At 65.0% G+C, this 25,426-nt stretch carries 24 protein-coding genes and 1 riboswitch; of the genes, 19 read left to right on the top strand and 5 right to left on the bottom strand.

Going from position 1 to position 25,426, the window contains the following annotated elements:
• The first annotated feature begins 1 nt into the window (after window position 1).
• Window positions 2-385 (top strand): hypothetical protein, encoded by a 384-nt coding sequence (locus AC1C2Q_RS15490; RefSeq protein ID WP_495450830.1) that lies wholly within the window; start codon window positions 2-4, stop codon window positions 383-385.
• Between the two features lie 110 nt (window positions 386-495).
• On the opposite strand, the gene AC1C2Q_RS15495 is transcribed toward AC1C2Q_RS15490, so the two are convergent.
• From AC1C2Q_RS15495 to AC1C2Q_RS15505, 3 genes are all read right to left on the bottom strand, one after another.
• The gene (locus AC1C2Q_RS15495) at window positions 496-1,143 is read right to left on the bottom strand and encodes a class I SAM-dependent methyltransferase (RefSeq protein ID WP_495450855.1); all 648 of its coding nucleotides are present in this window, start codon (window positions 1,141-1,143) and stop codon (window positions 496-498) included.
• 100 nt (window positions 1,144-1,243) lie between these two features.
• Window positions 1,244-2,596 (bottom strand): hypothetical protein, encoded by a 1,353-nt coding sequence (locus tag AC1C2Q_RS15500; protein WP_495450832.1) that lies wholly within the window; start codon window positions 2,594-2,596, stop codon window positions 1,244-1,246.
• On the bottom strand, window positions 2,593-3,366 hold the full coding sequence (locus AC1C2Q_RS15505) for an ABC transporter ATP-binding protein (RefSeq protein ID WP_495450833.1): 774 nt from the start codon (window positions 3,364-3,366) through the stop codon (window positions 2,593-2,595). The genes AC1C2Q_RS15500 and AC1C2Q_RS15505 overlap by 4 nt, the downstream gene beginning before the upstream one ends.
• A gap of 124 nt (window positions 3,367-3,490) precedes the next feature.
• On the opposite strand from AC1C2Q_RS15505, the gene AC1C2Q_RS15510 reads away from it, so the two are divergent.
• The 15 genes from AC1C2Q_RS15510 to argH all read left to right on the top strand — a co-directional run bounded on the left by AC1C2Q_RS15510 (window position 3,491) and on the right by argH (window position 19,742).
• Window positions 3,491-4,783 carry a sensor histidine kinase gene (locus tag AC1C2Q_RS15510; RefSeq protein ID WP_495450834.1) on the top strand — a complete coding sequence of 431 codons (1,293 nt, stop codon included), beginning with the start codon at window positions 3,491-3,493 and terminating at the stop codon, window positions 4,781-4,783.
• Window positions 4,761-5,411, top strand: coding sequence for a response regulator transcription factor (locus AC1C2Q_RS15515; RefSeq protein ID WP_495450835.1), 651 nt, complete (start codon window positions 4,761-4,763; stop codon window positions 5,409-5,411). The genes AC1C2Q_RS15510 and AC1C2Q_RS15515 overlap by 23 nt, the downstream gene beginning before the upstream one ends.
• 65 nt (window positions 5,412-5,476) lie before the next feature.
• Window positions 5,477-6,760: an HNH endonuclease signature motif containing protein gene (locus AC1C2Q_RS15520; protein ID WP_495450836.1), complete on the top strand. Its 1,284-nt coding sequence runs from the start codon at window positions 5,477-5,479 to the stop codon at window positions 6,758-6,760.
• A 69-nt stretch (window positions 6,761-6,829) separates the two neighbouring features.
• Window positions 6,830-7,390, top strand: a complete 561-nt coding sequence (locus tag AC1C2Q_RS15525) for a pyridoxine/pyridoxamine 5'-phosphate oxidase (RefSeq protein ID WP_495450837.1) — start codon at window positions 6,830-6,832, stop codon at window positions 7,388-7,390.
• 42 nt (window positions 7,391-7,432) lie between these two features.
• The gene (locus AC1C2Q_RS15530; protein ID WP_495432147.1) at window positions 7,433-7,867 is read left to right on the top strand and encodes a cupin domain-containing protein; all 435 of its coding nucleotides are present in this window, start codon (window positions 7,433-7,435) and stop codon (window positions 7,865-7,867) included.
• A gap of 2 nt (window positions 7,868-7,869) precedes the next feature.
• Entirely contained in the window at window positions 7,870-8,577 is a 708-nt protein-coding gene (locus tag AC1C2Q_RS15535; RefSeq protein ID WP_495450838.1) for a DUF402 domain-containing protein, read from the top strand.
• A 75-nt stretch (window positions 8,578-8,652) separates the two neighbouring features.
• Window positions 8,653-8,748, top strand: a riboswitch (TPP riboswitch).
• Window positions 8,739-9,584: a hydroxyethylthiazole kinase gene (gene thiM / locus AC1C2Q_RS15540; protein WP_495450839.1), complete on the top strand. Its 846-nt coding sequence runs from the start codon at window positions 8,739-8,741 to the stop codon at window positions 9,582-9,584. Its footprint overlaps the riboswitch before it by 10 nt.
• Window positions 9,581-11,716: a bifunctional hydroxymethylpyrimidine kinase/phosphomethylpyrimidine kinase gene (locus tag AC1C2Q_RS15545; protein ID WP_495450840.1), complete on the top strand. Its 2,136-nt coding sequence runs from the start codon at window positions 9,581-9,583 to the stop codon at window positions 11,714-11,716. The genes thiM and AC1C2Q_RS15545 overlap by 4 nt, the downstream gene beginning before the upstream one ends.
• Window positions 11,717-11,966: 250 nt before the next feature.
• Window positions 11,967-13,010 (top strand): N-acetyl-gamma-glutamyl-phosphate reductase, encoded by a 1,044-nt coding sequence (gene argC / locus AC1C2Q_RS15550; RefSeq protein WP_495432151.1) that lies wholly within the window; start codon window positions 11,967-11,969, stop codon window positions 13,008-13,010.
• A complete protein-coding gene (gene argJ / locus AC1C2Q_RS15555; protein ID WP_495450841.1) occupies window positions 13,007-14,164 on the top strand; it encodes a bifunctional glutamate N-acetyltransferase/amino-acid acetyltransferase ArgJ in 1,158 nt (385 codons plus the stop codon). Before argC ends, argJ begins: the two co-directional genes overlap by 4 nt.
• Window positions 14,161-15,078 carry an acetylglutamate kinase gene (gene argB, locus AC1C2Q_RS15560; RefSeq protein WP_495432153.1) on the top strand — a complete coding sequence of 306 codons (918 nt, stop codon included), beginning with the start codon at window positions 14,161-14,163 and terminating at the stop codon, window positions 15,076-15,078. The genes argJ and argB overlap by 4 nt, the downstream gene beginning before the upstream one ends.
• Window positions 15,075-16,292, top strand: a complete 1,218-nt coding sequence (locus AC1C2Q_RS15565) for an acetylornithine transaminase (protein WP_495450842.1) — start codon at window positions 15,075-15,077, stop codon at window positions 16,290-16,292. Before argB ends, AC1C2Q_RS15565 begins: the two co-directional genes overlap by 4 nt.
• Entirely contained in the window at window positions 16,289-17,212 is a 924-nt protein-coding gene (argF, locus tag AC1C2Q_RS15570) for an ornithine carbamoyltransferase (protein WP_495432155.1), read from the top strand. The genes AC1C2Q_RS15565 and argF overlap by 4 nt, the downstream gene beginning before the upstream one ends.
• A 10-nt stretch (window positions 17,213-17,222) precedes the next feature.
• Window positions 17,223-18,302, top strand: coding sequence for a DUF418 domain-containing protein (locus AC1C2Q_RS15575; RefSeq protein ID WP_495450843.1), 1,080 nt, complete (start codon window positions 17,223-17,225; stop codon window positions 18,300-18,302).
• A gap of 9 nt (window positions 18,303-18,311) precedes the next feature.
• Window positions 18,312-19,742: an argininosuccinate lyase gene (gene argH, locus AC1C2Q_RS15580; protein ID WP_495432158.1), complete on the top strand. Its 1,431-nt coding sequence runs from the start codon at window positions 18,312-18,314 to the stop codon at window positions 19,740-19,742.
• A 51-nt stretch (window positions 19,743-19,793) separates the two neighbouring features.
• Here argH and AC1C2Q_RS15585 read toward each other — a convergent pair whose 3' ends face one another.
• Window positions 19,794-20,366: a DUF1349 domain-containing protein gene (locus AC1C2Q_RS15585; RefSeq protein ID WP_495450844.1), complete on the bottom strand. Its 573-nt coding sequence runs from the start codon at window positions 20,364-20,366 to the stop codon at window positions 19,794-19,796.
• Window positions 20,367-20,455: 89 nt separating this feature from the next.
• On the opposite strand from AC1C2Q_RS15585, the gene AC1C2Q_RS15590 reads away from it, so the two are divergent.
• Genes AC1C2Q_RS15590 through AC1C2Q_RS15600 form a run of 3 tightly spaced genes read left to right on the top strand, consistent with a single transcriptional unit; the run spans window position 20,456 to window position 23,751 of the window.
• Entirely contained in the window at window positions 20,456-21,622 is a 1,167-nt protein-coding gene (locus tag AC1C2Q_RS15590) for an ATP-binding protein (protein WP_495432160.1), read from the top strand.
• Between the two features lie 13 nt (window positions 21,623-21,635).
• A complete protein-coding gene (tyrS, locus tag AC1C2Q_RS15595; protein WP_495450845.1) occupies window positions 21,636-22,937 on the top strand; it encodes a tyrosine--tRNA ligase in 1,302 nt (433 codons plus the stop codon).
• Window positions 22,938-22,941: 4 nt separating this feature from the next.
• A complete protein-coding gene (locus tag AC1C2Q_RS15600; protein WP_495450846.1) occupies window positions 22,942-23,751 on the top strand; it encodes a DUF4184 family protein in 810 nt (269 codons plus the stop codon).
• Here the strand turns inward: AC1C2Q_RS15600 and AC1C2Q_RS15605 are convergent.
• Window positions 23,702-25,024: a CoA transferase gene (locus AC1C2Q_RS15605; protein WP_495450847.1), complete on the bottom strand. Its 1,323-nt coding sequence runs from the start codon at window positions 25,022-25,024 to the stop codon at window positions 23,702-23,704. The two genes, AC1C2Q_RS15600 and AC1C2Q_RS15605, sit on opposite strands and share 50 nt — an antisense overlap.
• Window positions 25,025-25,426 lie beyond the last annotated feature (402 nt).

Below are 25,426 nucleotides of genomic sequence, written 5' to 3' on the forward strand. Positions count from 1 at the left end.
CATGTCCGCACCTGCTCTGGCCGTGGTATCCGTCATTCTTCTCGCCGGTTGCGGTGCCCAGCATGAACCATTCACGGATCTCCAAGGCGATCGTGAGACGCGCGATGAGCTACCGCAGCTGGAAGATAGTGCGTACGACTCCGTTGACGTTTCATCAAGTCGATTCGTCGGAGAGCACGATGGGACGTCGCTCTGGCTCGCTCGGGGGAATGAGCGGTCGGAAGTATGTCTTGTTGCCGATCCCGGTGACGGCGACTGGATCATGGCATGCGGCGTTCCACCCATCGGATCCGAAGGCATCGCTGGCAAATTCGAGGTTCTGCCCGACGGTGCAATAGCACCAGAGGGTGCAACGCAAGTCTCCGAGAACGTCTACGCCTGGTAGCACTGCCCAGGTCGGCTCTTCTCGCGTCGGGCATCCTGGGGTCAATCATTCGGAGTATTCAGGCCGCTCTGGGCGATATCTCGTCGCAGGGCGACCCGGATGCCGAACCCTCAGCGGGGCGCGTCGTAGACCAACGAGTACCGCCAGAAAAGCCTGCGGCGGATTCGTGATCCGGGTAGGAATCGTGCAGATTCAGCAGATATCTCTGCAAGTGATTCTTGTGCGGGCGCGGTTGGAGCGGTCATCCCTCCCGGAATGACACGTGCGCGTCGGGGATGCCTAATCAAGCCCAATACAGGGTTGAGCACGAGGGCGCCGAACGAGACCAGATGATCAGTTCGCGTTGCTTCGCGGTAGCACCCCAGGATTACGAGGCGACCACCGGGGTTGAGCGTCGAGGCGAGTTTCCTCAACGTGTCCTGAAGTGGCATATGGTGCAGCACGGCGACAAGCGTGATCGCTCCATACCTTTCGCTTGAGTCGAGTTGTTCGAAGGGCTCCTGCCTGATTGCGACGGCACCGTTGCTTGCGAATCGTCCGGCTGCGATCTTCGCTGTTGCTTCGTCTGGTTCCAAGCCCGTGATCGTATCTACCCAGGGCATCAATCGAGCCATGAGGTTCCCGGTTCCGCACCCGACGTCAAGAACATTGTGAGCTTCGCTTGACCTCACCTGACGTGCGACCCATGGGCCGTAGAAGTCGTTGTGGCTCCAAGGATGATTGGAATTTAGGCGATTAAGCCAAACAAGGACTTTCACCGTGTCAGCGTACCGGGAGAGCAAGCCTGGAGGAGCTGGACACTGCTGGGCAAAATCCGCTATTTAGGTCGCCAGGCAGCTCTGAAATTCCACCGCCAAATCACGCCGCGGCCAGCTGGCTCGCGACGGGTTCCCTGAGGCGCGCAAGCCCAGGCAACACAGTCGCGGAGGCCGTGAGAACCAGCCCGAGCGCAGCCAGCAGCGATGCGCCACCGAGATCGACCACTGGCACCGCGGGGATGAACCGCGCAAGAGCCGCTGCAGCCACAACAGCGGTGCCGACGAGGACGAGACCTGCGAGCAAACATGCTGTCACGACGTGGATCACGCCCTGCCACAGCGCCGAGGCAAGCACGGTTCGCTCGGTCGCCCCGCTCGCGCGCAACAATGCCTGCTCAGAGCCCTGAGTGCGGTTGCTCATGAAGATCACCACGGCCGCCCCGACCGTTCCGAGCAGCACCGGACCGCCGACCAGCAGCATCACCTGCATGATGTCCAGATCGAAGTTGCCGCCGAGGCCCGCGGCATCCATAGCGGCGTTCGTCGTAGCAGACATCGTCATGAGACCGCCCAGCAATGAAACGCCGACGAACAGCGGAGTGATCGACGCGGTGCTGCGGCTCAGGTGGTACCGCGCCTGATGGCGAGCGAGATACCACGACGTCGAGACGCGCGCGGGGACGACCGCAGTCCAGCCCCTCAGAACGAGCGGATAAAGCACAGGGCCCGCGGCCGCGACGATCATCATCAGAAACGCAGGCAGCAGCGGGAACTGCGAGATCACGGTGCTGCGCGCCTCAGCCCGAAGCGGAGCGATGACCCCGGCTCCTGCGGCGAAGAGCACGATGAGGAAGAATGCCCATCGCCACCACCGCATCCGCTTCGCCAGCGGTTCGGGATCGCGCAGTGCCGCCAACGGGGGCGTGCGTCCGGCGGAAACCGCGGCGCGCATTCCTCCCACGAGCGTGACGATGACGGTGAGCGGGATGACGACGCAGGCGGTGAAGGCACCCGGGGTGATCATGGCATCCGCCCACCAGCTGTCGTCCTGAGTGAAGACTGCATGCAGAAACGCGGGAACGATCGGAATCGACACGGCAAAACCGAGGACTCCGCCGACCAGGCCCGTGCACGCCAACTGCACGAGCACAACGCTCGACGTCTGCGCTGGCCCGACACCGCTCAGCTGCCAGCGCGCGTACACGGGGCGATGCAGGTCGACGGCTAGGCGTGCGACTGCGGCGACTACGATCGCGCCGCCGGGGATGTTGAACATGAGCAGCACAGACAGGAAGCTTGTCGATGCCTCGAGAATCTCGCCACCTTCGCGCAGCCCGCGTTCCAACATTGCGATCGCGACGGAGAACGCCAGCGCGGCGATGGCAGTCACGGCGATGAGTCCCGCCCAGCTGGCCCATCCGCGTCGCAGCTCCGCCCACAGCAGCCGGGTCACGCGACGGCCTCGGTGACACGAGCTACGTCGATCGGAGCCTGCATGACGGAGAGGATCTCTGATGCCGTCGCCCGGACCAGCTGCGCTACGATCACCCCATCGCGCAATACGAGAGTGCGGTCGGCGCGAGCAGCGGCATCCAGATCGTGAGTCACAAGAACGACGCTGCGATCACCGCTCGCGTGCTCGCGCAGCAGATCCAGCACCTGCGCACCCGTCGCCGTGTCCAAAGCCCCGGTGGGCTCATCCGCGAACACGACATCCGGCTGTGCGGCGAGCACGCGTGCGATGGCAACCCGCTGCTGCTGACCGCCGGAAAGCGCCCCGGGCAGCTTCCTGCCATGATCCGCCAGCCCGACGGCGGCCAGCGCTGCCTCCACATCCGGTGTTCGACGACGCGCCAACCGTGCAGGCAACGCCACGTTCTCGCGCACAGACAGAGAAGCGATGAGGTTGTAGCTCTGGAAGACAAAGCCGATCCGGTCGCGGCGCATCCGCGCCAGATGCGCAGAAGAGAGGTCGTCGATACGTTGTCCACCGACAGTGATCTCGCCACTGTCGATGCGCTCGAGCCCTGCCAGACAGTAGAGCAGTGTCGACTTGCCGGATCCGCTTTGGCCGACGATGCTCAGCATCTCGCCGGGTGCGACATCGACGTCGATGCCACGCAGTACCGGCACATCGGGACCGCCACGGACGGCGAAGCTCTTGGTCACGCCGTGGGCATGCAGAGCAGGGGCAGCGGGTAGTGGCTGGTGCGTCTGTGTCATGCATCCAGTCCATTCCATGCCCGGCATGAGCACACCCGCCTGCGGCCCCTGAACGGGGTAGACCTGGCGCTACCTTCGTGCCGCAACGTGCGGAAAGAACCTTGCGGATGCATAGGCTGAAAGCATGCGCGCATCGACGATCTGGCAGGGACTCATGCTGCCGCCATGGCGCTTCGTCATCTCGCGCTGGCCGTGGTTGGCGCTCGTGCACGTCATACTCACCGCCGCATTGTTTCTGATTACGCTGCCCGTCGTCGCAGTGACGGTGATCGCATTGCCGCTGTGGGCGATCCTGCTCGCTGCTCTCGAAAGACGTCGCCTCAGGATGCTGGGCGCCCCACGTCGCACCAGCGGCCATGTGCGCATCCCACGCGAAGAGCGACACAACTGGCTGAACGTCCGGCTCACAGAACCCGCCACCTGGCGGGAGACGGCGGCGCTGGTGGCCGGACTCATGATCGGGGCGCTTGCATTGGCGTTGCTGGTCGTGCAGGTGGTCGCTGTCACTGTGCCGATCGCGCTCGCCGTGTTGGGCTACACTCGTCCGCCCGCTGAGGTGAACCTGTTCGAGGATGTCTGGCTCTCGGTCGGCGCGGACAACTGGTGGCATCCGCTGCCGTGGATACCGCTGATCATGCTGATCATGGCGTATGCGAACGCCGCGCTCGCCGCATTGCATGCGAGTGCAATCGGGTGGCTCATCGCACCACGTTCGGCGGAGATCGACCTCCGCGTCGCTCAGCTCACCCGTTCGCGTGAGGCCATCGTGGTAGCGCATGAAACCGAGCGTCGGCGTATCGAGCGCGATCTGCACGACGGAGTCCAGCAGGAACTCGTCGGCATTGCGGCGCGGCTCGGCCTGCTCGAGTTGGAGCTCGCCTCCCACGACCTAGATGCTGCGAACCGGGCGCTGCGCACAGCACAGGACCAGACCGAGCGCGCGCTTGCGACTCTGCGAGAGACAGTACGTGGGATTCACCCCGCCGTGCTCACCGACCACGGGCTTCCGAGTGCGCTCGAAGAACTGGCTGGGCGCAGCACCCTGCTGCTACAGATCACGGACAACGGATTTCCTCGGCTGTCGCCCGCAGCCGAGGCCGCGGGGTACTTCCTGGTGTCAGAAGCGCTGACCAACGCCTCGAAACACACTGTCGCATCGAGGGTCACAGTCGAGCTCGGCGCCGACGACGGCATTGCGTATGTCTCAGCGATGGATGACGGGCACGGAGGTGCGGATGCGGAGCGCGGATCGGGGATCTCCGGGCTCGAGGGACGGGCGGAGTCTCTCGGAGGAACACTGACGCTGACCAGTCCAACAGGCGGCCCGACTGTGCTGCGCATGGAACTGCCGATTGTCGGTTCTGCGGAGCTGGGCAGCCAGGAAGGGGAAGCCAATGCGAATCCTCCTCGCCGATGACGCAACGCTGCTGCGGGAGGCGCTGGGTGCACTGCTGGAACGACTCGGGCACGAGATCGTGGCGACGGCATCCGATGCTCCGGAACTACTGCGCGCATACGCCGCCCTCGTGACTCCACCCGAGCTCGTCATCACCGACGTGCGGATGCCTCCGGATGGCACAGACGATGGCCTGCGCGCGTCCCTTCAGATCAGAGCCGCGCATCCTGCGCAGCCCGTGCTCGTGCTATCACAGTACGTCGCCGACCGCTACGCCAGGGAACTGCTCATGCTCCCTGAGGGTGCGGTCGGGTATCTGCTCAAGGAGCGTGTGAACCGTGTCGCAGACTTCGATCGGACGCTGAGAACCATTGCCGGTGGCGGAACGGTCATCGACCCGGAGGTCACCAGGCATCTCCTGCGCACAGGGTCATCGGGACCGCTGGATGCCCTCACTCCGCGCGAGCGCGAGGTGTTGGCGCTGATGGCGGAAGGTTTCTCGAACGGTGAGATCGCATCGACGCTGTTCCTCAGCGACGCGGCAGTGCGTAAGCACGTCGGCAACATCTTCGCCGGGCTGGGTCTGAGCCCGGCGGATGAGAATCGCCGCGTGCGTGCGATCTTGTTGTTCCTGCAGAATCGGGTCTGAGAGATTCGAATTTATATTCGAAACTAGCCTTGCCAGAATGGGTTCGTATATTCTAAACTGGAGTTATGGACTCCTGGTTCGACGATGTGGATGACCGGCCCCACGACGCCGCGTTCATCGTCGAGTCTGTGCTTGATGATCTGCAGTGTGCTGACATCGACCTGAATCGTCAGGCGGCGAGTCGGGCTGCGCGTATTGCGGATGCCGTTGCTCTCGCACGTCGCAACCCTGAGTTGTATGCGCTGACAACGGACCGTGATGCAGTGGCGGTCGCCGAGCGAGGAGCGATCTTCGATATCGCGTTGAGACTGAAGAGTTCAGACGACTATGTGCGCGGGCAGTTGCATGTTGCAGAGCAGGCGCAGGCACATCTGCCGACGCTGTGGCGCAATGCGCGTGACGGGTTCGCTTCGATGTATCTCGTCTCGCATACTGTCGGTGCGCTGTTGAAGGTGCGTGCTCCGGCGCACAGCACAGAGTTCGAACGCGAGGCCGAACGAGACGCCTGCCGTCGGATCGATGAGGCGACCGCGGAATGGGCATTGACCTGTGCCCCCGCCCTTTTCATGCAGCGGTTGCGAAGGTTGGTCGACAAACTCACACCCGAAGACCCGAGCGTCCGCCATACCAGGGCGTTGCGTGACCGGAGGGTGAGCCTAGGTCACCGGGATGAGGGCATGACCTGGTTTGGTGTGCTGATGTCCACCGAGGATGCCGTCGCTGCGTACCAGCGTGCGGATACGAAAGCGAAGAAGCTGCAGATGCATCCGAACGAGTGCCGTACTCGGGCGCAGATTCGGGCAGATCTGTGCGCGGAGTGGCTGTGCGGGATCGGCACCGATACGGCGGTGCAGACCAAGGTGTTTGTCACGATCCCTGTCCAGTTGCTCTCCGGCGATGCGACCGAGATCGCATCGCTTCCTGAGCCGCAGGCCGAGCTCGTCGGCTATGGGCCGCTCGACGCGTTGACGGCGAAGCAGATCTTCCTCGACACTGGGGTGTTCCGCAGAGTGATCATTGACCCGATCGACAGCATCGTGCTCGATATGGAACGACGTAGCCGCCGAGCAACGTCGGCGCAGAAAGAATGGCTGATCCTGCAACATGGTACTTGCTCCCGAGACGGATGCACACGACTGGCGCAGCAGTCAGACATCGATCACGAGATCCCATGGGCGCAGGGCGGCAGAACCAATATCGAAGAGCTGCGCCCATTGTGCCCACGCGATCATGTGAATCGACATCTCACCCGGGCCGTCTACCGAAGCCGGCCCGATCGTACAGTCGAAGTCACCACACCGACTGGTCATCGCACCAGACCACCAACTCCTGCAACTCCACCCTTCTAAGCGCGGTTCTTAGCGCGGTGTACGCGTGTCCTTATCGGCGGACGCTGAATGATCCGAAAGGATGACGGCATGTCACAAAACTCTGTCGCCGAATGGTTGCGCGCCCAGCCTGCGCTGACCGGAACTGCTCCACCACTCGACGAAGACTCTTTCGGTGACGATCCTGCGGCGATGTTTCTGGCGTGGATTCACGACGCCGCAGCGCGCGGCGTTCCCGAACCGCAGGCGGCCACATTGGCGACCGTCGACGCCGAGGGCATTCCCGATGCGCGCGCACTCAGCCTGAAGGACGTCAGCGAAAAGGGATGGGGCTTCGCCGGATCTCGAGACTCACGAAAAGCCGCCCAGTTGGCAGCGCGGCCGGTGGCGGCGATGAACTTCTGGTGGCAGCCAGTGCTTCGGGCAGTACGCGTGCGCGGCACAGTCGTCGAGGCATCAGAGCAGGATAGTGCGGCCGATCTCGCAGCCCGCTCGCCTGGTGCGCGCGAAGGCATCCTCCCCGGCGAGTGGGTGCTGTGGCGTATCGTCCCCACCCGCATTGAGTTCTGGCAGGGTTCAGTGGATCGCAATCACACACGCATCGTCTATGAGCGCGCGGGTGGCAAATGGTCGCGAACCCCAGTCGCGTGAAGCCCAGTACACCCACGACGAGAATCAGCGGAAGGCCGCCCCATGAGTGACTACGAAGTGACCGAGATCGGTGCCCCGGACCAGTGGCGCGACCACTTCGGTGGTTTTGTGCCGGCACGTTCACGTGACGGCAGACGTGTCGTCGACCACGAACTGGCGATGCAGTACATCGGCATGACCGCCAATGCCCTCGTTCCTGGGGAGGAAGCCGGCTACTGGCACACGCACAGCACAGCCGAGGAGCTCTACGTATTCCTTGAGGGCCTCGGCCAGATGGGGCTCGACGACGATGTCGTCGACGTCGGCCCTGGTTCCACCATCCGCGTCGGCCAGGGAGTATGGCGCACCTGGCGTGCTCGTCCCGACAGCCCAGGTGAACTGCGCTGGCTCTGCATCCGTGCGGCGGGCGAAGAGCTTCCGCACCTTCCGGATGATGCCACTCGCGATCCTGAGCGCCCGATGCCCTGGACCGACTGATCGTGACGGTTCCGCGCGCCACCGCGCCCACGGCTCCAGCCGAGGCCCGCGAGCTTGGCGACCAGCCCTTCCTCGCGCCGGGCGCGCAGATTGACTGGCACTACCGCAAGCCTCTCTGGCAGAAGGGTGACGTCTCGAACGTCGCACCGATGCGGGTGGTGCGTGATGACGAACGAGGGCTCGTCGCCTGGCTCGCTCCCGGAGCGAAGCTCGAGGGAATGGGAGCGCCAGACGGGCAACGCATCCGCACCGTGCCGCTGGCCGAGCGCTGGCTCGTTGAACGCACCCGAATCGTCGAGGAGTGGTGGGGAAACGGCGTGCTGCGGATCGCGCCCGCTGGCATGCCGTGGTCGGTCTGGCTGTTTTGGAGTGAGGCAAGCGGAGACGAGTGGACGTTCGCAGGCTGGTACGTGAACCTCGAGAACGCACACCAGCGCACCGACGCGGCGACCTACTCATCGGACCACGTCCTCGACGTCGAGATTGGCTTCGACGGCGAGATCGGGTTGAAAGACGAGGATGAGCTCATCGAAGCCGTCATCCAGGGACGCCTATCGGCCGCGGATGCTGCGCAGATCGAAAAGCATGCGGATGCGGCGATCGCATCCTTCCACGCGGGCAACTGGCCATTCGAGCGATCCTGGACGACATGGCGACCGGATGCCGAGTGGACGACGCCCACGCTCTCGTGGATCGGCGAAATTTCTTAATCGAGCTTCCTGATCGCGGCACTAGACCAGGACCATCGCTCCCCGACCACGCCGGGTGCGCTCCGCTAGACTCCGAGCAGTGACACGGGGTGCCGCCACAGGGCGGCTGAGAGCACACCCGTCGAACCTGATCTAGTTCGTACTAGCGAAGGGATGTCGCATTGAGCGATCTTCTGCGTCCACCGTCCACCACCCTCGTCGATGACGCAGCTCGCCTGCTGACGTCCCTGCGGGCTGAACCTCCACTCACCCACTGCATCACGAACACCGTCGTGACCGGATTCACCGCAAACGTGCTGCTGGCAATCGGCGCAGCGCCCGCGATGGTCGACATCGTGGGGGAGAGCGAGATGTTCGCCGGCATCGCCTCTGGCGTACTGCTGAATCTCGGCACCCCGACGCCAGAGCAACGAGACGCGTGCCGCGAGGCGGCGGCCGGAGCCGTGGCCGCCGGCACGCCATGGGTGCTCGACCCCGTTGCGATCGGCGCACTGCCGGTGCGCACGGCGCTGGCTCATGAACTCGCAGAACGGCGCCCGTCGGCGATCCGTGGAAACGCCTCGGAGATCCTCGCCTTGGCTGGCATGACAGCCGGAGGCCGGGGAGTGGATGCCACCGACACGACGGATGCTGCATCCGACGCCGCTCGTGCCCTCGCCCAGCGCTTCGGGAGCGTCGTCGCAGTATCGGGACCCGTCGATCTCATCACCGATGGTGACGAGATCATCCGCATCGCGAACGGTCACGAGCTGCTCACGAAGGTGACCGGCGGTGGCTGCGCCCTCGGCGCCGTCATGGCAGCCTTCCTCGGCGCTGCCCGCACCGCCGACGTGTCTATGCTCAGGGCCGTCGCCTCGGCGAGCCTCGTATACACGATTGCCGCAGAACACGCGGCGGAGAAGTCTCACGGACCAGGGAGCTTCGCGGTGGCACTGCTCGACGCGCTCGCCGCGCTCACACCCGAAGACATCGCGTCCGCGGCGCGACTCGGAACGGATGAGCGATGAACGTCGACCTTTCGGTCTACCTCGTCACTGACCCCGACCTGTGCGGCTCGCGCGGGGTCGCGGAGACCGTGAGACGCGCGGTCGCCGGCGGTGTGCGCTTCGTGCAGTTGCGCGACAAGACGGCAACGGATTCCGACATCGTCGAGCAACTGCTAGAGCTTTCCCGCGTGATCGATGGGCGCGCGTTGCTCGTCGTCAACGACCGGCTGGACGCTGCAGTTGCGGCGAGGGAGAGGGGAGCACGGGTAGACGGCGTCCACCTCGGGCAGGCGGACGCCTCGGTACTGCGTGCCCGCGAGCTCCTCGGGCCCGATGCGATCATCGGTCTCACCGCGAACACCCTTGAACACCTCGACGCCGTGCGCGCCCTCCCTGCTGGCACGGTCGACCACCTCGGCGTCGGGGTCATCCACCCGACCAGCACGAAACCTGATCATCCACCGGCACTGGGCATCGACGGCTTCCGGGCCTTCGCAGCGGCGAGTCCGCTGCCGTGCGTCGCGATCGGTGGCGTCGGCCTCGACGACGTCGCGGCGCTGCGCGAAGCCGGAGCAGTCGGAGTCGCCGTGGTCTCGGCGCTGTGTGCAGCCGATGATCCGCGCGCAGCGGCGCAGATCTTCCGCCAGCGGTGGCGGGGAAAGACAGTGCCGCGTGTGCTCAGCATCGCGGGCAGCGACCCCTCCGGCGGTGCAGGCATCCAGGCCGATCTCAAGTCCATCGCAGCCAACGGTGGCTACGGGATGGCGGTGATCACCGCGCTCACCGCGCAGAACACGCAGGGAGTGCGAGCAGTGCACGTGCCCCCGACGGACTTCCTGCGCGCGCAGCTGGACGCGATATCGGACGACATCGAGATCGATGCTGTGAAGATCGGGATGCTTGCGGGCGCAGAGGTCATCCGCACCGTCATCTCCTGGCTCGTGGAGGTGCGCCCGCCTGTCGTCGTTCTCGACCCGGTCATGGTCGCCACCAGCGGAGATCGTTTGCTGGACGCCGAGGCGGAAGCCGCGCTTGACGATCTGCTGCGATATGCGGATGTGATCACTCCGAACCTTCCCGAACTGGCCACACTCACGGGCCGAGACAGCATCGACGACTGGGCAGAAGGCATCGCCGTCGCACGCGAACTGGCCGAGCGCACCGGGGCGGCGGTGCTTGTGAAGGGCGGTCACCTGACAGGAGACGAGGCACCAGACGCGCTCGTCGGCGCCGGTACCGTGCACGAGTTCCCCGGCACGCGCATCGACACCACGAGTACACACGGCACCGGATGCTCGCTTTCCGCAGCGCTCGCCACCAGGCGTGGTCTTGGTGAAGAGTGGCCGGAGGCCGTGGCATCCGCTCGCTCCTGGCTGCGTGAATCGCTCAGGGCTGGTGCTGAGCTCGACGTCGGGAGAGGACACGGTCCTGTGCACCACTTCGCCGGGCTCTGGAAGCGCGGCGGTCTGCAGACTCGCCCCACAGTGCAAGAACTCACCGCCGAATGGTGGGACGCCACCGCTCAGGTGCGTGCCGACATCGACGAGTTGCCGTTCATCCGCGCACTCGCTGACGGCACCCTCAGGCAGGACGTGTTCCTGTTCTATCTCGCGCAGGATGCTCTGTATCTGCGTGAATACGCCAGGATCCTCGCCGAGGCCGCGCGGCTGGCGCCCACCTCCGCGGAGCAGGCGTTCTGGGCGCAGTCCGCACACGGCGCCATCGCTGGTGAACTCGAACTACACGTGTCCTGGCTCACCCCAGCGCAGGGTGTCACACACGACACATTCGTTGCCGAACCAGCGGCGGCGACCATCGCGTATCTCGATCATCTGCGGGCGGCCGCCCACTCCGGGAACTATTCAGAACTCATCGCGGCGGCGCTTCCGTGCTTCTGGCTGTACACCGACCTCGGCCAGCGCTTGCACGCGGGGGAGTTCGGCGCGTACGCGCAGAGCGCGGAGCATCCATACGCGTCCTGGCTGGCCACGTACGCCGATCCCGCGTTCGAGGATGCCACTGGTCAGGCGATCGCATATGTGGCTGCTGCGGCGACGACGGTCACTTCTGACACCCGCGCTCGGATGCGGACGGCTTTCGAGGCTTCGGCTCGGCATGAGCTGGCTTTCTTCGCCGCGCCGACCGGATCGTGAGGCCTACCTGGCGCATGTGCGATTTGCGGATGCCATAGCCGCGGGTCTATTCTCGCCACATGTCTTCGGCTGCATCCGCTTCACCGACGCTCGCTCCGAGCGTCGTCGTGGTGCGCCGACGCCGCAGCCGTCTGGGCGGCCGCCGACTCTAGGCGACCCCGTGTTCCCCGAACGCCGATCTTCGGCTTTGCGGGTCGAGCACCGGTGTCGCCGCCTTCGGCCCACCACTCCAGACCGTTAAGGTAGAAGAATGACGTATACCGTCGCCGTCTCCGGCGCATCCGGCTATGCGGGCGGCGAGATCCTGCGCCTGCTCGCGAGTCACCCTGACATTGAGATCCGCACCGTGACCGCGCATTCCAACGCCGGCCAGCCGCTCATCCAGCACCAACCGCACTTGCGTTCACTCGCGCACCTGACTCTGCAGGACACCACCCCCGAGATCCTTGCTGGCCACGACATCGTCTTCCTCGCGCTTCCGCACGGCCAGTCCGGCCAGTACACGGATGCCCTGGACGATGTGCCGCTCATCATCGACGCGGGTGCAGATCACCGCCTGACCTCGCAGGCTTCCTGGGACGCCTTCTATGGTGGGCACTTCCATGAGCCATGGGCCTATGGCGTGCCGGAGCTGATCGACAATGGTGTGAAGCAGCGTGAGCACCTACGTGATGCGAAGCGCATCGCCGCCCCTGGCTGTAACGCATCCACGGTGAGCTTGAGCCTCGCACCGGGAGTCGCTGCAGGTGTCATCGACCCGAGCGACATCGTCTCGGTGCTCGCGGTCGGGCCTTCGGGTGCAGGCAAGAGCCTGAAGACCAACCTGTTGGCGAGTGAGGTCCTGGGCTCCGCCAACCCCTATGCGGTCGGCGGCACGCACCGGCACATCCCCGAGATTCAGCAGGCGCTCGCCGCAGCAGGTGCCGACAGCGTGCGCATCTCCTTCACGCCCGTTCTTGTGCCGATGGCGCGGGGCATCCTCGCCACGTCCACGGCGCCGATCATGCCGGGCGTCTCCGACGCCGAGATTCGCGCAGCGTGGGAGAACGCATACGGCGACGAGACCTTCGTGCAGCTGCTGCCGGAAGGTCAGTTCCCTCGCACCGCCGACGTCATCGGCGCCAACACAGCCCTCATCGGACTCGCCATCGACCGCGGCGCGAACCGCGTCACCGTCGTCACAGCGGTCGACAACCTCGTCAAGGGTACCGCCGGTGCGGCTATCCAATCCATGAACCTCGCGCTTGGTCTTCCCGAAGACCGTGCCCTTTCACTGAACGGAGTCGCCCCGTGAGCGTCACTGCACCTCAAGGATTCGAAGCGGCCGGCGTGGTCGCAGGGCTCAAATCGACAGGGAAGCCCGACCTCGCTGTCGTCGTGAATCGTGGTCCGCGCAAGATCGGCGCCGCTGTCTTCACCAGCAACCGCGCCAAGGCGAACCCCATCATCTGGTCACAGCAGGTGATCGCCGACCGCACAGTGGAAGCGATTGTGCTGAACTCCGGCGGCGCGAACTGCTTCACCGGTAGCTTCGGCTTCCAGACCACGCATCAGACCGCCGAGAAGGCCGCCGAGTTGTTGGACGTCAGCGCCGGCGACATCCTGGTCTGCTCCACTGGTCTCATCGGCACCGGCGATGACGTCTTCCGTTCCAGGGTCCTCTCCGGCACCGAGCAGGCGATTGCCGAGCTCAGCGCCGAGGGTGGAGACCTTGCCGCCCAGGCGATCATGACGACAGATACCGTCGTCAAGACCGCCGTGGTCTCGCGTGACGGTTGGACGATCGGCGGCATGGCGAAGGGCGCGGGGATGCTGGCACCGGGCCTTGCGACGATGCTCGTCGTCATCACGACCGACGCCGACCTCGAAGCGCTCGAAGCCGACACCGCGCTTCGCCGCGCCACTGGCCAGACCTTCGACCGGCTCGACTCTGACGGCTGCATGTCGACCAATGACCAGGTGACGCTGCTTGCCAACGGCGCGAGCGGCATCCGCCCTGATCTCGACGATTTCGCGGCAGCGCTGACCGAGCTCAGCGATCAGCTCGCGATCAAACTGCAGGGTGATGCCGAGGGCGCGAGCCACGACATCACGATCCGTGTCACCAACGCGATCAGCGAGCAGGAGGCCGTGGAAGTTGGCCGCTCCGTCGCTCGAAACAACCTCTTCAAGGCGGCGATCTTCGGCAACGACCCGAACTGGGGCCGCGTGCTTGCCGCGATCGGCACGACCAATGCCCAGTTCGACCCGTACAACGTCGACGTCTGGATGAACGGCGTGCGGGTCTGCAGCGAGGGCGGACCTGACCGGCCCCGTGAGGAAGTCGACCTCACCCCGCGCGCCACCGACCTGCTGATTGACCTCCAGGTGGGCGAGGCCGAGGCCACGATCCGCACCAACGACCTCACGCACGATTACGTGCATGAGAACAGTGCGTACGCCTCATGACCGACATTCAGGACACACCGCCCGACGTCGCTGCCGAGAAGGCCACGACGCTCATTGAGTCGCTGCCGTGGCTGAAAAAGTTCCGCGATCAGATCGTCGTCGTCAAGTACGGCGGCAACGCGATGGTCTCGGATGCACTGCAAGAGGCGTTCGCGCAGGACATCGCGTATCTGCGCTACGTCGGCGTGCAGCCGGTCGTCGTACACGGCGGTGGGCCGCAGATTTCGAGCATGCTCGATCGCCTTGCGATCCCCAGCGAGTTCAAGGGCGGATACCGGGTCACCAACACCGAGGCGATCAGCGTTGTGCGTATGGTGCTCACCGGCCAGGTGAACCCGCAGCTCGTTGCGAAGATCAACTCGCACGGTCCGATCGCGACCGGTCTGAGTGGTGAGGACGCCGGCCTATTCGGTGGACGTCGCCGCGGCGTCGTGATCGACGGTGAGACGGTCGACCTCGGTCGCGTCGGAGACGTGGTGCAGGTCGATCCGACCGCGGTGCTCGATCACCTGGCGGCGGGCCGTATTCCGGTGATCTCCAGCATCGCGCCCGACCTTGATCACCCAGGTCAGTCGTTGAACGTGAACGCGGATGCCGCGGCATCCGCTCTGGCTATCGCACTGAATGCACGCAAACTGGTCGTCCTCACCGACGTGGCTGGGCTGTATGCGGACTGGCCCAACCGGGACTCACTCGTCTCGCACTTGACGTCCGCGCAACTCACCGAGATGCTGCCGACGCTGGAATCGGGAATGATCCCGAAGATGCGCGCATGCCTGGATGCCGTCGAAGGCGGAGTGGATGCGGCGGCCATCATCGATGGACGCGTGCCGCACTCGGTGCTCGTAGAGCTCTTCACAAGCAAGGGAATCGGAACACAAGTGGTACTCGGAAATTCGGGGGTGACGGCATGACCGTCTGGCAGGAAGAAGCAGCACGAGATCTGGTGCTCAATGCGGGCGACCGGTTGGCGTTGCTGACCCGCGGCGAAGGCTCTTATCTGTGGGACGGTGACGGCAAGCGACACCTTGACTTCCTCGCTGGCATCGCGGTGACTTCGCTCGGCCACGCACATCCGGTGTTTGTCGAGGCGATCTCGAAGCAGGCCGCAATCCTCACGCACGTGTCAAACTACTTCGCCACGCCGCCGCAGCTCGAACTCGCTGCGCGCCTGAAACGCTTGGCGGGCGCTGGCATCGACGGGCGGGTGTACTTCTCGAACTCGGGCGCTGAGGCAAACGAAGCGGCTTTCAAGCTTGCCCGCCTGCACGGCGGCGCCGAGCGCCCCCGCATCATCGCCCTCGAGAGCGCGTTCCACGGACGCACCATGGGCTCGCTCGCGCTCACCGCGAAGAAGGCGTATCGAGAGCCCTTCGAGCCGATGCCCGGAGGCGTCGAGCACATCCCCGCCACGATCGAGGCGCTAGAGGCTGCGCTGGATGAACGTGTCGCAGCTGTCTTCGTCGAGCCCATTCAGGGAGAGGCCGGCGTCGTCGAACTGCCGGCGGGTTACCTCGCCGCAGCACGTTCGCTCACGTTGAAGCACGGCGCGCTGCTGATCGTTGACGAGATTCAGACCGGTGCCGGACGCACCGGAGACTGGTTCGGGTTCAATCACGAGGGCATCACTCCAGACGTGATCACCCTCGCCAAGGGCATCGGTGGCGGCTTCCCGATCGGTGCGCTCGTCACCTACGGTGGGGCAAGCGCCCTGTTCACGCCCGGGTCCCACGGGTCGACCTTTGGCGGCAATCCCTTGGGTGCCGCCGTCGCGAACGCGGTTCTCGCCGAGATTGAGAACGCGGGGCTTGTGAAGAACGCCGCCGTGCGCGGTGCGCAGCTGCGTGCTGTGATCGAGGGCCTCGGCTCTGAGTTGGTCGACGAGGTCCGCGGACGCGGACTGCTGATCGGTGTGGCGTTTAATGCTCCCGTCGCCGGTGCCATCGTCGCCGCAGCCCAGGAGCGCGGCCTCATCATCAACGCCGCGAACTCGAGCACGGTGCGCCTCGCACCAGCCCTCAACATCGGCGACGCCGAGATCGAAGAATTCCAGACGCTGTTCTCCGCAGCCCTCGCCGACGTTCAGGCGAGCCTTGCGGCATCCGAAACCGGAAAGGTACCCGCATGACCCGCCACCTGTTGCGTGACGATGACCTGACCTCGGCCGAGCAGGCCGAGATCATCGACCTCGCTGTCGAACTGAAGAAGGACCGCTGGGCTGACAAAACGCTCGCAGGCCCGCAGACCGTCGCGGTCATCTTCGACAAGTCATCCACTCGCACCCGTGTCTCGTTCGCCGTCGGTATCGCCGACCTCGGTGGAACGCCCCTGATCATTTCGACCGCGAGCAGTCAGCTCGGCGGTAAGGAGACCCCGTCCGACACTGCTCGCGTGCTCGAGCGTCAGGTCGCCGCTATCGTGTGGCGCACCTATGCGCAGGCTGGGCTTGAGGAGATGGCCAAGGGCACCCGCGTGCCAGTGGTCAATGCGCTCTCTGATGACTTCCACCCGTGCCAGCTGCTCGCCGACCTGCTGACGATCCGTGAGCACAAGGGTGAGCTCAAGGGCCTGACCCTGACGTTCTTCGGCGATGGCGAGAGCAACATGGCGCACTCCTATGCGCTTGCCTGCGTAACGGCCGGCATGCACGTGCGGATCGCATCGCCGGAGTCGTACGCTCCGCGCGCCGATGTCATTGCGGACGCCGACCGCCGCGCTGCCGAGACCGGCGGTTCGATCACCCTGTTCACCGATCCCGTCGAGGCTGCCGCCGGTGCGGACGTCATCGTCACCGACACCTGGGTGTCGATGGGCAAGGAAGAGGAGAAGCTCGCGCGCATCCGCGATCTCGGTGCGTACAAGGTCACCGCGGAGACGATGAGTCTCGCTGACCCGGAGGCGATCTTCATTCACTGCCTCCCGGCCGACCGCGGCTACGAGGTCGACTCCGAAATCATCGACGGCCCGCAGAGCGTCGTCTGGGACGAGGCAGAGAACCGTCTGCACGCCCAGAAGGCACTTCTGGTCTGGCTGCTTCGGCAGAGCTGATCCCCCAACTATGCGAGCGGGATGGCCAGCAAAGCACTGGCGTCGTCTGAACGGTCCTGCTCGCATCGCGGGCATCGATCTGGCGCGCGGTCTTGCCGTCGTCGGGATGTTCGCAGCACACCTGTTGCTGATCGCCGATGGATTCGTCTGGACCGATCCCTCCACCTGGATGGCGGTCGTCGACGGTCGGTCGTCGATCTTGTTCGCGACTCTCGCTGGTGTCTCCATCGGATTGGTGACCGGTGGGCGCACGCCGCTGCCCACCAAAACGATGACTGTCGCACGCTGGAAGCTTGTGTTGCGCGCGCTCATGCTCTGGGTGCTCGGCGTGCTGCTGATCCTCACCGGTGTGCCGGTGTACATGATCCTGCCCGCCTACGCGATCCTGTTCCTGATCGCGCTGCCGTTCACCGGCCTATCCGCGCGCACGCCTCTGTGGATCGCAGCGGGGTCGGGCATCGTGATGTCGTTCGTGCAGCCGGTGCTTGCTGGGCTGCCGATCGACGGCGAAGTCGACGCCATGCTGGGGTGGCACTACCCGTTCACGGTATGGATCGCGTTCGTGCTTGCGGGCCTCGGTGTCGCGCGAGCGGGAGTGACGCGACTCGTCGTGCAGGTGCGGATGCTGTTCGGGGGAGCGGCACTGGCAGCGGTTGGCTACACACTGGCGGCCCTGCCGGCGCCGCAGGACGACACGTACTGGTCAGCGGTGTGGACGGCCGATCCACACTCCTCCGGCTTGTTCGAGGTCATCGGCTCGGGCGGCTTCGTCATCGCGGTGATCGGCGGGTGCCTTCTGCTGTGTCGCCTGCGTGTGGTGAAGGCGGTCACTTTGCCGCTGCGCGCGACCGGGGCTATGCCGCTGACCGCCTATACGGTTCAACTGCTCGTCTGGGCAGTGGTGGCGCTGGCGACGCTGGGTGACACGAGCGACTTCTTCGGGTTCGTGGCGCTCGAGCCGTTCTGGCCGCTCACGATCGGAACGATTCTGGGATGCACGGCGTGGGCGCTGCTGATCGGCCGTGGTCCGCTGGAGTGGTTGCTCGAGAGAGCGACCAGAGCCGTCGGGCCCAGCCCGGTGCGCCGCTAGGCTGGAACCATGAGCGAGGCGAAGAACGACGGCACGAACGAGGGCGCACTCTGGGGTGCACGATTCGCAAGTGGGCCGTCGCCCGAGTTGGTGGAGCTCAGCCGCTCCACGCACTTCGACTGGATCCTCGCGCCCTACGACATCGCCGGCTCGCACGCACACGCTAAGGCGCTTGCCGCAGCCGGTTACCTTGAGGCAGACGAAGAGCAGCGGATGCACGCGGGCCTGGATGCCGTCGCACGAAAGGTAGCCGACGGCACACTGCGCCCGGCACCCTCTGACGAGGATGTGCACGGCGCCCTCGAGCAGGCGCTGATCGTCGAACTCGGACCTGAACTTGGTGGTCGCCTTCGTGCCGGCCGCAGCCGCAACGATCAGATCGCGACGCTCGTACGGATGTATCTGATCGATCACGCCAAGGTCATCGCCCGCGACATCCTGCGCGTCATCGATGCTCTTGTAGCGCAGGCTGAGGCGCACCCCGGTGCTATCCTCCCCGGTCGCACCCACCTTCAGCACGCGCAGCCCGTGCTGCTCGCGCACCATCTGCAGGCACATGCCTGGCCGCTCGTGCGCGAACTTGAACGCCTCGTCGACTGGCGCGTGCGCGCCGGAGTCTCGCCCTACGGCGGGGGAGCGCTCGCTGGCTCAACGTTGGGCCTTGACCCTGAGCTGGTCGCTCGCGAACTCGGGCTTGACCGCCCGGCGGAGAACTCGCTCGACGGCACCTCGGCGCGTGATGTGGTGGCGGAGTTCGCGTTCATCACGGCGATGATCGGTGTCGACCTGTCGCGCTTCGCTGAGGAGATCATCCTCTGGAACACGCGCGAGTTCGGATTCGTCACACTGCACGACAGCTACTCGACCGGGTCGAGCATCATGCCGCAGAAGAAGAACCCCGATATCGCTGAGCTGGCTCGTGGCAAGTCTGGTCGTCTGATCGGAAACCTGTCTGGTCTCATGGCCACGCTGAAGGGACTGCCGATCGCGTACAACCGTGATCTGCAGGAGGACAAGGAGCCGGTCTTCGACTCGGTGAACACCCTCGAGGTCGTGTTGCCCGCGTTCGCCGGCATGGTCGCGACGCTCACTTTCGACACCGCGCGCATGGCAGAGCTCGCCCCGCAGGGCTTCTCTCTCGCGACGGATGTGGCCGAATGGCTCGTCAAGCGCCGCGTCCCGTTCCGCGATGCGCATGAGATCTCCGGCGCCCTGGTCAAGGCCTGCGAACTGCGCGGGATCGGTCTGGAGGATGCCTCGGATGAGCTGCTCGCCGAGGTCTCGCCGCACCTCACGCCCGAGGTGCGCGAGGTGCTGAGCATCGAAGGTTCGGTGGCGTCCCGCACCGGTGCCGGTGGCACAGCACCCATCCGCGTCGCCGAGCAGCGGGCGGAACTCATCGCTCGCGCCCAGTCTGCTGTGCACGCCCTGGGGCTGTGACCGACTGACCGCACTTAGTGCAGCGCGGTCTCCTAATTCAGTGCGCAGTCCTTAGTGCAGCGCGGAGTCTGCGGAGCTCCGCTCCCAACGGGTGAAACGCACGACGAGGCCGGCACGTGCGGGGGCTGCGAGGAACGGACCTGCGGATGCCGCGGCATCACCGGCGAACGGGGCCACGCGCACGAGCCGCCACTCGCCGGCATCCGCGCGGGCACGCACGATGAGCGCATCCTTCCACCGGCTCACCCGCACGGTGATCTCCGCGTCGCGCCATTCGTCGACGAACCCGACGGACCAATCCGAGCGGATGTCGGTGACGACTGCGCCGAGTCCCAGATGCCCGTCGGCGAACTCCAGTCCTGCCTTCATCCAGTGCTCATCGTCGATCTGGACGAAGACACCGGCCTGATCGAACTGGCCATCCCACGGGGCGCGGAACGAGACTTCCATCGCGTCTCCGACCGCCAGGGGAGAGAGCAGGGCATGGGCGTTCTCATGCACGAATCCGTATGCTGTGTGTCGCCAGGCGTCGCTGCCCTCGATGGCTGTAACCTCCAGGTGCGTGCCATTGTCCGTGCTCGAGGCGGGCGGGGTGGTCCAGGTTCCATCTGTCCAGGCGATCATGCTCGCCACCCTAGCGCCATTGCCGTTCGACAGATACTTTGAGATACTTGGGTCAAAGTATCCCGAAGTATCCTTCCTCTGGAGCACCGATGCAGCCGAGTCCGTACACGCCAGGAGAGATCGCACGCGCTGTACCAGGGCGCGGCGAGCTGATCGAGGAATTCACCGAGCGGCTCTCGCTCATGATCGACCTCCAGAGGCTGATCGGTCGGGTTCACGTCGCGTTCGGCGAACGAGGCATCGGTAAGACATCTCTGCTGCGGGCATATCAACGTCTCGCAGAAGAACGTGAAGCGCTCTGCATCTGGGTCACGGCCGGAGAACAGGGCGGACTGGTCGCACAGATCATCGACGGCATTCGCGAAGCCACCAGCTCATGGCCGCAAGTGGCAGCATCCGCGATCCGTGAACACCTCGACGAGCTGACGGTGACGATCGGCGTACCGGGTGTCGCCTCCGTCAGCGCCAAGGCAAAGGCCGCGACCACTACCGAGACCGTCGGCGCACGCGCGCTCGAGAAGCTGATCCGCGCGACTGCGGAGGACCGCAAGCGCGTGAAGGCGCTGGTGCTGTTCATCGACGAGGTGCAGTCGGCCGATGCCGAAGGAATCCGGACTCTCGCCTATGCCTGGCAGCACTTGCAGGCAGAGCATCCGGACATTCCAGCGGCGGTATATGCCGCAGGTCTTCCTAATGCTCCGGAGCAGATCGCTGACGCCGTCACCTTCAGCGAACGCTTCGCGTATCGCCCGCTGGAGATGCTGTCTGTCGGAGCGCAGGTGGCCGCACTGCGCGACCCCGCGGCAGAATTGAAAGTCACATGGGAGTCGGATGCGCTCGAGCGGGCTGCCGAGCTCGCCGCCGGATATCCCTACGCGGTGCAGCTCTATGGCGACGCCGCGTGGGTCGCGGCAGGACGACCGGATGCCGGTGGCACGATCACCAAGCGCAATGTGAAGACCGCACGTGCGAGTGTCGACCGCGACCTCCGAAACCTCTTCGCCGCGCGCTGGGCAAACACCACACCGAATCAGCGACGCTTTCTCGTCGTGGTCGCCTGGTTGCAGGAGAAGGAAGAGACCGTCGACCGGGCCGACCTGGCTGAGGTGTTGGATGTATCCTCCCGCAGCCTCTCCTCAGTACGCGCTCGCCTGATCGCAAAAGGCCTGATCCGCTCAGAGGGGCATGGCAGAGTAACCATTCCCGTGCCCGGGTTCGCCGGGTACATCCGTGAGTTGGAGGAGGATCCGCGCTGATAGCCTGGAGCGCGTGTCGAATTCTTCTCTGACGACTGCCGCCCCGGCGATCGATCCCACGTTCGAAAACGTGTGGGACGAGATCGTGTGGCGTGGCCTCGTCCACGTGTCCACTGACCAGGAGGCGCTGCGCGCCCTTCTCGGCGGGGACCCGATCACGTATTACTGCGGATTCGACCCGACGGCACCGAGCCTGCACCTGGGCAACCTCGTGCAGCTTCTTCTTCTTCGTCGTCTGCAGCTCGCCGGACACAAGCCACTCGGCCTCGTCGGAGGCTCTACCGGTCTCATCGGTGACCCCCGGCCGACGGCCGAGCGCACGTTGAATACACCGGAGACCGTCGCGGAATGGGTCGGGCGCCTGCGGACGCAGGTCGAGCGCTACCTCAGCTTCGAAGGCGAGAACGCCGCCCGGATCGTGAACAACCTTGACTGGACGGCGCCGATGTCGGCGATCGACTTCCTTCGCGAGATCGGCAAGCACTACCGTGTCGGAACCATGCTCAAGAAGGATGCCGTCGCCGCGCGCCTCAATTCGGATGCCGGCATCAGCTACACCGAGTTCAGCTACCAGATCCTGCAGGGTATGGACTTCCTCGAGCTCTACCGGCAGTACGGTTGCGTGCTGCAGACAGGTGGGTCCGATCAGTGGGGCAACCTCACCAGCGGCACTGACCTCATTCGTCGCGTCGAGGGGGAGTCGGCGCACGCGATCGGCACTCCGTTGATCACCAACGGCGATGGCACCAAGTTCGGCAAGAGTGAGGGCAACGCGATCTGGCTGGATGCCGAGATGTGTAGCCCGTACCGGATGTACCAGTTCTGGCTCAGCACGGCTGATGCCGACGTCATCGAGCGTCTGAAGATCTTCACTTTCCTCACGAGAGCCGAGATCGAAGAGTACGCGGCACTCGTTGAGTCGGAGCCGTTCCGTCGTGCTGCGCAGAAGCGCCTTGCCCTCGAGGTCGTCGCCACCGTGCACGGAATTGACGCCACGGCAGCCGTGATCGCGGCATCCGAGGCACTATTCGGCCAGGGCGATTTGGCTGCGCTGGATGCTGCGACTCTGCGCTCAGCGCTTGAAGAGCTGCCCAACGCGACAATCTCGGCCGGAACCACGGTCGTCGACGCGCTCGTCGCGACCGGACTCGTCGCGAGCCTTTCCGAGGCACGACGCGCGATCGCCCAGGGCGGTGTCTCGCTTGACGGAGCACGCGTTGAAGACGACGCTGCCGTTGTGCAGGCAAGCCTGCCGGGTGGTGTATCGGTGCTACGTCGAGGCAAGAAGACTCTCGCGGGCGTCTTCCTGGGCTGAATTCATGCCGTTCACCCCGAGCCATGCCGTGGTGGCACTGCCGTTCCTGCGCACTCCGTTGGTTCCCGCCGCCATCGCGATCGGAGCGATGACGCCGGATCTGCCGCTCTTTCTGCGCGGATTCGGAGTGACGTACTCGTTCACGCACACCTACGCGAACATCCTCTGGACGATGGTGATCGCGTTTGGGCTGTTCCTGCTCTGGCGGATCGTCCTGCGTCCGGCCGCTTCCGAGCTGTCGCCGGGATGGTTGGCACGCCGGCTCCCGTCCGATTGGGGGCTGACACCCGCGGATGCGATGAACGAGGCCTTGGGAATCGGGCGTCGTTGGTCGCACGTCCCATTGCTGGTGGTTTCGCTGCTGCTGGGCGTCGTTTCGCACATTCTCTGGGACGAGTTCACGCACGAAGGACGTCTCGGTCTGCAGCTCTTGCCCGCGCTGGCAGATCAGTGGGGGCCATTGCAGGGATTCAAGTGGCTGCAGTACGGCTCGAGCGTCGCGGGTCTGTTGATCATCGGTATCTGGGCACTGCTCTGGCTGCGTCGCAATGAGCCGCGAGGAGCCGGGGAGTACGTGCTTCCGACCTGGATGCGCGTGTCGTGGTGGATCTCGCTCCCCGTCATCCTCATCGCGTCTTGGGTGATCGGTTACCTCGTGTTCGGCCCCTTCACGGAGGAGTTCACGATCCAGCATCTCGCCTATCGCGTGCTGCCGCAGGCCTGCGGAATCTGGGCGATGCTCACTCTCGCCCTGTGCGTGATCCTCACCACCGTGGGTCGTCGCAGCCCCACGGGCGGGGCGCCGAAAAACTGAACCCGGGCAGCACAGGTGCGGCAGTGATGAGCGAGTGGCCATCGACGCTGAAACGTTGGCTGTGCAGGGCCGGGTCGATCTCCCGTTCCGATTCCGGAGCGTCTCGACGCGGCATCCCAAGCAATTCAGCGGCGACGCGGCGCAGCGAAGCGGCGATGTGCCACGTTCCTCCTTCGCGGGCGCGCCGGTCGAGCACTGTGCAGACGGCCGCCGCCAACATATAGCCGGCGCTGTGGTCGAGCGCCTGCGCAGGTAGTGCGCCGGGTCGCGTGCCGTCGGGCGATTCGATGAGCGCGATTCCGGATTCGGCTTGAACGAGACTGTCGAAGCCTGCGCGGTCTGGGTGATCGACGCCCCACGCGCTCAACTGAGCGATGACCAGTCCAGGGTGCCGTCCCGCGAGCTGGTCGGGGGAGAGGCCAAGACGCTCAAGCGCGGCGGGGCGATAACCGAGCACGATGACATCCGCCTCATTCAGCAGTGCTGTCATCTGTTCGGAGCGTGCGTCGAGAAGAGTCGTCCGCTTGCCGTGGCCGGTATCGAGGTGCTGCCATTCCGGCTCCGGGATGTGGGGTGGATCGATTCGCAGCACGTCGGCGCCGAGTAAAGCGAGAGTGCGGGTGCAGACCGGGCCGGCAATGACCCGCGTGAGGTCGAGAACGCGGATGCCATCCAGTGGTGCTGGCTGAGTTACCGCATCGGGAGTTCGCGTTGACGCCGCCGTGGATCTTGTCGGTGTTCTTGACCTTGTCAGCGTCCTGGGTCTTGGCGCCTCGTCGCCGATGCGCCGAATTTCGACGAGGGGTCGCGATCGCAGCGCCGCGTCGTACTCCGGATTCTCGCGGGCGACAGCGACGGCCAGGCCTCCTGCGTGGGTGATGCGTTCGACGGATTCTCGAACGGATGCCGCAGCGAACGTCGCTCGCAGATCATCGGCACTCGCACCCTCAGGCACGTCAAGGCCGCGGCAAAGGGCGCGCGCATGATGCGGATAGTTGCCATGGGTACGTACCCAGCCGTCTTCCGTCTGCCAGAAACCGGAAAACGGCGACCACACGGATGGCTGCTCACCGTCAATGCGGAACAGCCGGTCGCTGCGGTACGCCATCGCGATGCGATCGGGGTCGAGCTCCGAAGGATGACTGATGCCAGCGGCGAGCAGAACCGACGCGACACTGGCCCATGCCAGATCTCCGGTAGCAAGAAGAGAAGGGAGAGCGACGGGCCTCCGAAAGGAATCCCCTGTATCCGCGCTGGTTGGGAGGGAATCCATGGCACGAGCGTACGCCTCAGCGTGCGGCGCTGAACGGAAAAGTCTCGTGACCTGGGGAGAAGTGTTCCTGTGTCGAGTCGGACACGCCCGGGGGACTGCCATGATTTGCCCGACCTCTGGATCCCGCGTAAGTTATTACTTGTTCGCCCCACAGGGTTGAGACAGGGCCTCGGCTCAGCTCCCCTCAAGTAGCGGACCACCTCCCAGCACAGAAGCTCACCTCGGTGAGAGTCTGGGTCGGGATGCTCTGTGGTTCCGCAGATCGCAACCGAGTTTCACTCGGATCGCTGATTTGACAAACGGATGCCACGGGGTAAGATAGAGAAGTTGTCCTGAAGCTTTCTGAGCTTCGAACAATTACTCGAATTTGGGTCTTGCGGCGTGTCGGTTTGACATGCTGTG

Source organism: Microbacterium sp. Y356 (genome assembly GCF_059445355.1).

Coding starts and splice junctions, on each gene's coding strand:
- argB (WP_495432153.1), top strand. CDS start 14,161: ATGACCGACATTCAGGACACACCGCCCGACGTCGCTGCCGAGAAGGCC.
- AC1C2Q_RS15520 (WP_495450836.1), top strand. CDS start 5,477: ATGGACTCCTGGTTCGACGATGTGGATGACCGGCCCCACGACGCCGCG.
- AC1C2Q_RS15605 (WP_495450847.1), bottom strand. CDS start 25,024: ATGGATTCCCTCCCAACCAGCGCGGATACAGGGGATTCCTTTCGGAGG.
- AC1C2Q_RS15545 (WP_495450840.1), top strand. CDS start 9,581: ATGAACGTCGACCTTTCGGTCTACCTCGTCACTGACCCCGACCTGTGC.
- argC (WP_495432151.1), top strand. CDS start 11,967: ATGACGTATACCGTCGCCGTCTCCGGCGCATCCGGCTATGCGGGCGGC.
- AC1C2Q_RS15590 (WP_495432160.1), top strand. CDS start 20,456: ATGCAGCCGAGTCCGTACACGCCAGGAGAGATCGCACGCGCTGTACCA.
- AC1C2Q_RS15585 (WP_495450844.1), bottom strand. CDS start 20,366: ATGATCGCCTGGACAGATGGAACCTGGACCACCCCGCCCGCCTCGAGC.
- AC1C2Q_RS15505 (WP_495450833.1), bottom strand. CDS start 3,366: ATGACACAGACGCACCAGCCACTACCCGCTGCCCCTGCTCTGCATGCC.
- AC1C2Q_RS15600 (WP_495450846.1), top strand. CDS start 22,942: ATGCCGTTCACCCCGAGCCATGCCGTGGTGGCACTGCCGTTCCTGCGC.
- AC1C2Q_RS15490 (WP_495450830.1), top strand. CDS start 2: ATGTCCGCACCTGCTCTGGCCGTGGTATCCGTCATTCTTCTCGCCGGT.
- AC1C2Q_RS15565 (WP_495450842.1), top strand. CDS start 15,075: ATGACCGTCTGGCAGGAAGAAGCAGCACGAGATCTGGTGCTCAATGCG.
- argH (WP_495432158.1), top strand. CDS start 18,312: ATGAGCGAGGCGAAGAACGACGGCACGAACGAGGGCGCACTCTGGGGT.
- AC1C2Q_RS15575 (WP_495450843.1), top strand. CDS start 17,223: ATGCGAGCGGGATGGCCAGCAAAGCACTGGCGTCGTCTGAACGGTCCT.
- argF (WP_495432155.1), top strand. CDS start 16,289: ATGACCCGCCACCTGTTGCGTGACGATGACCTGACCTCGGCCGAGCAG.
- AC1C2Q_RS15510 (WP_495450834.1), top strand. CDS start 3,491: ATGCGCGCATCGACGATCTGGCAGGGACTCATGCTGCCGCCATGGCGC.
- AC1C2Q_RS15515 (WP_495450835.1), top strand. CDS start 4,761: ATGCGAATCCTCCTCGCCGATGACGCAACGCTGCTGCGGGAGGCGCTG.
- AC1C2Q_RS15525 (WP_495450837.1), top strand. CDS start 6,830: ATGTCACAAAACTCTGTCGCCGAATGGTTGCGCGCCCAGCCTGCGCTG.
- AC1C2Q_RS15530 (WP_495432147.1), top strand. CDS start 7,433: ATGAGTGACTACGAAGTGACCGAGATCGGTGCCCCGGACCAGTGGCGC.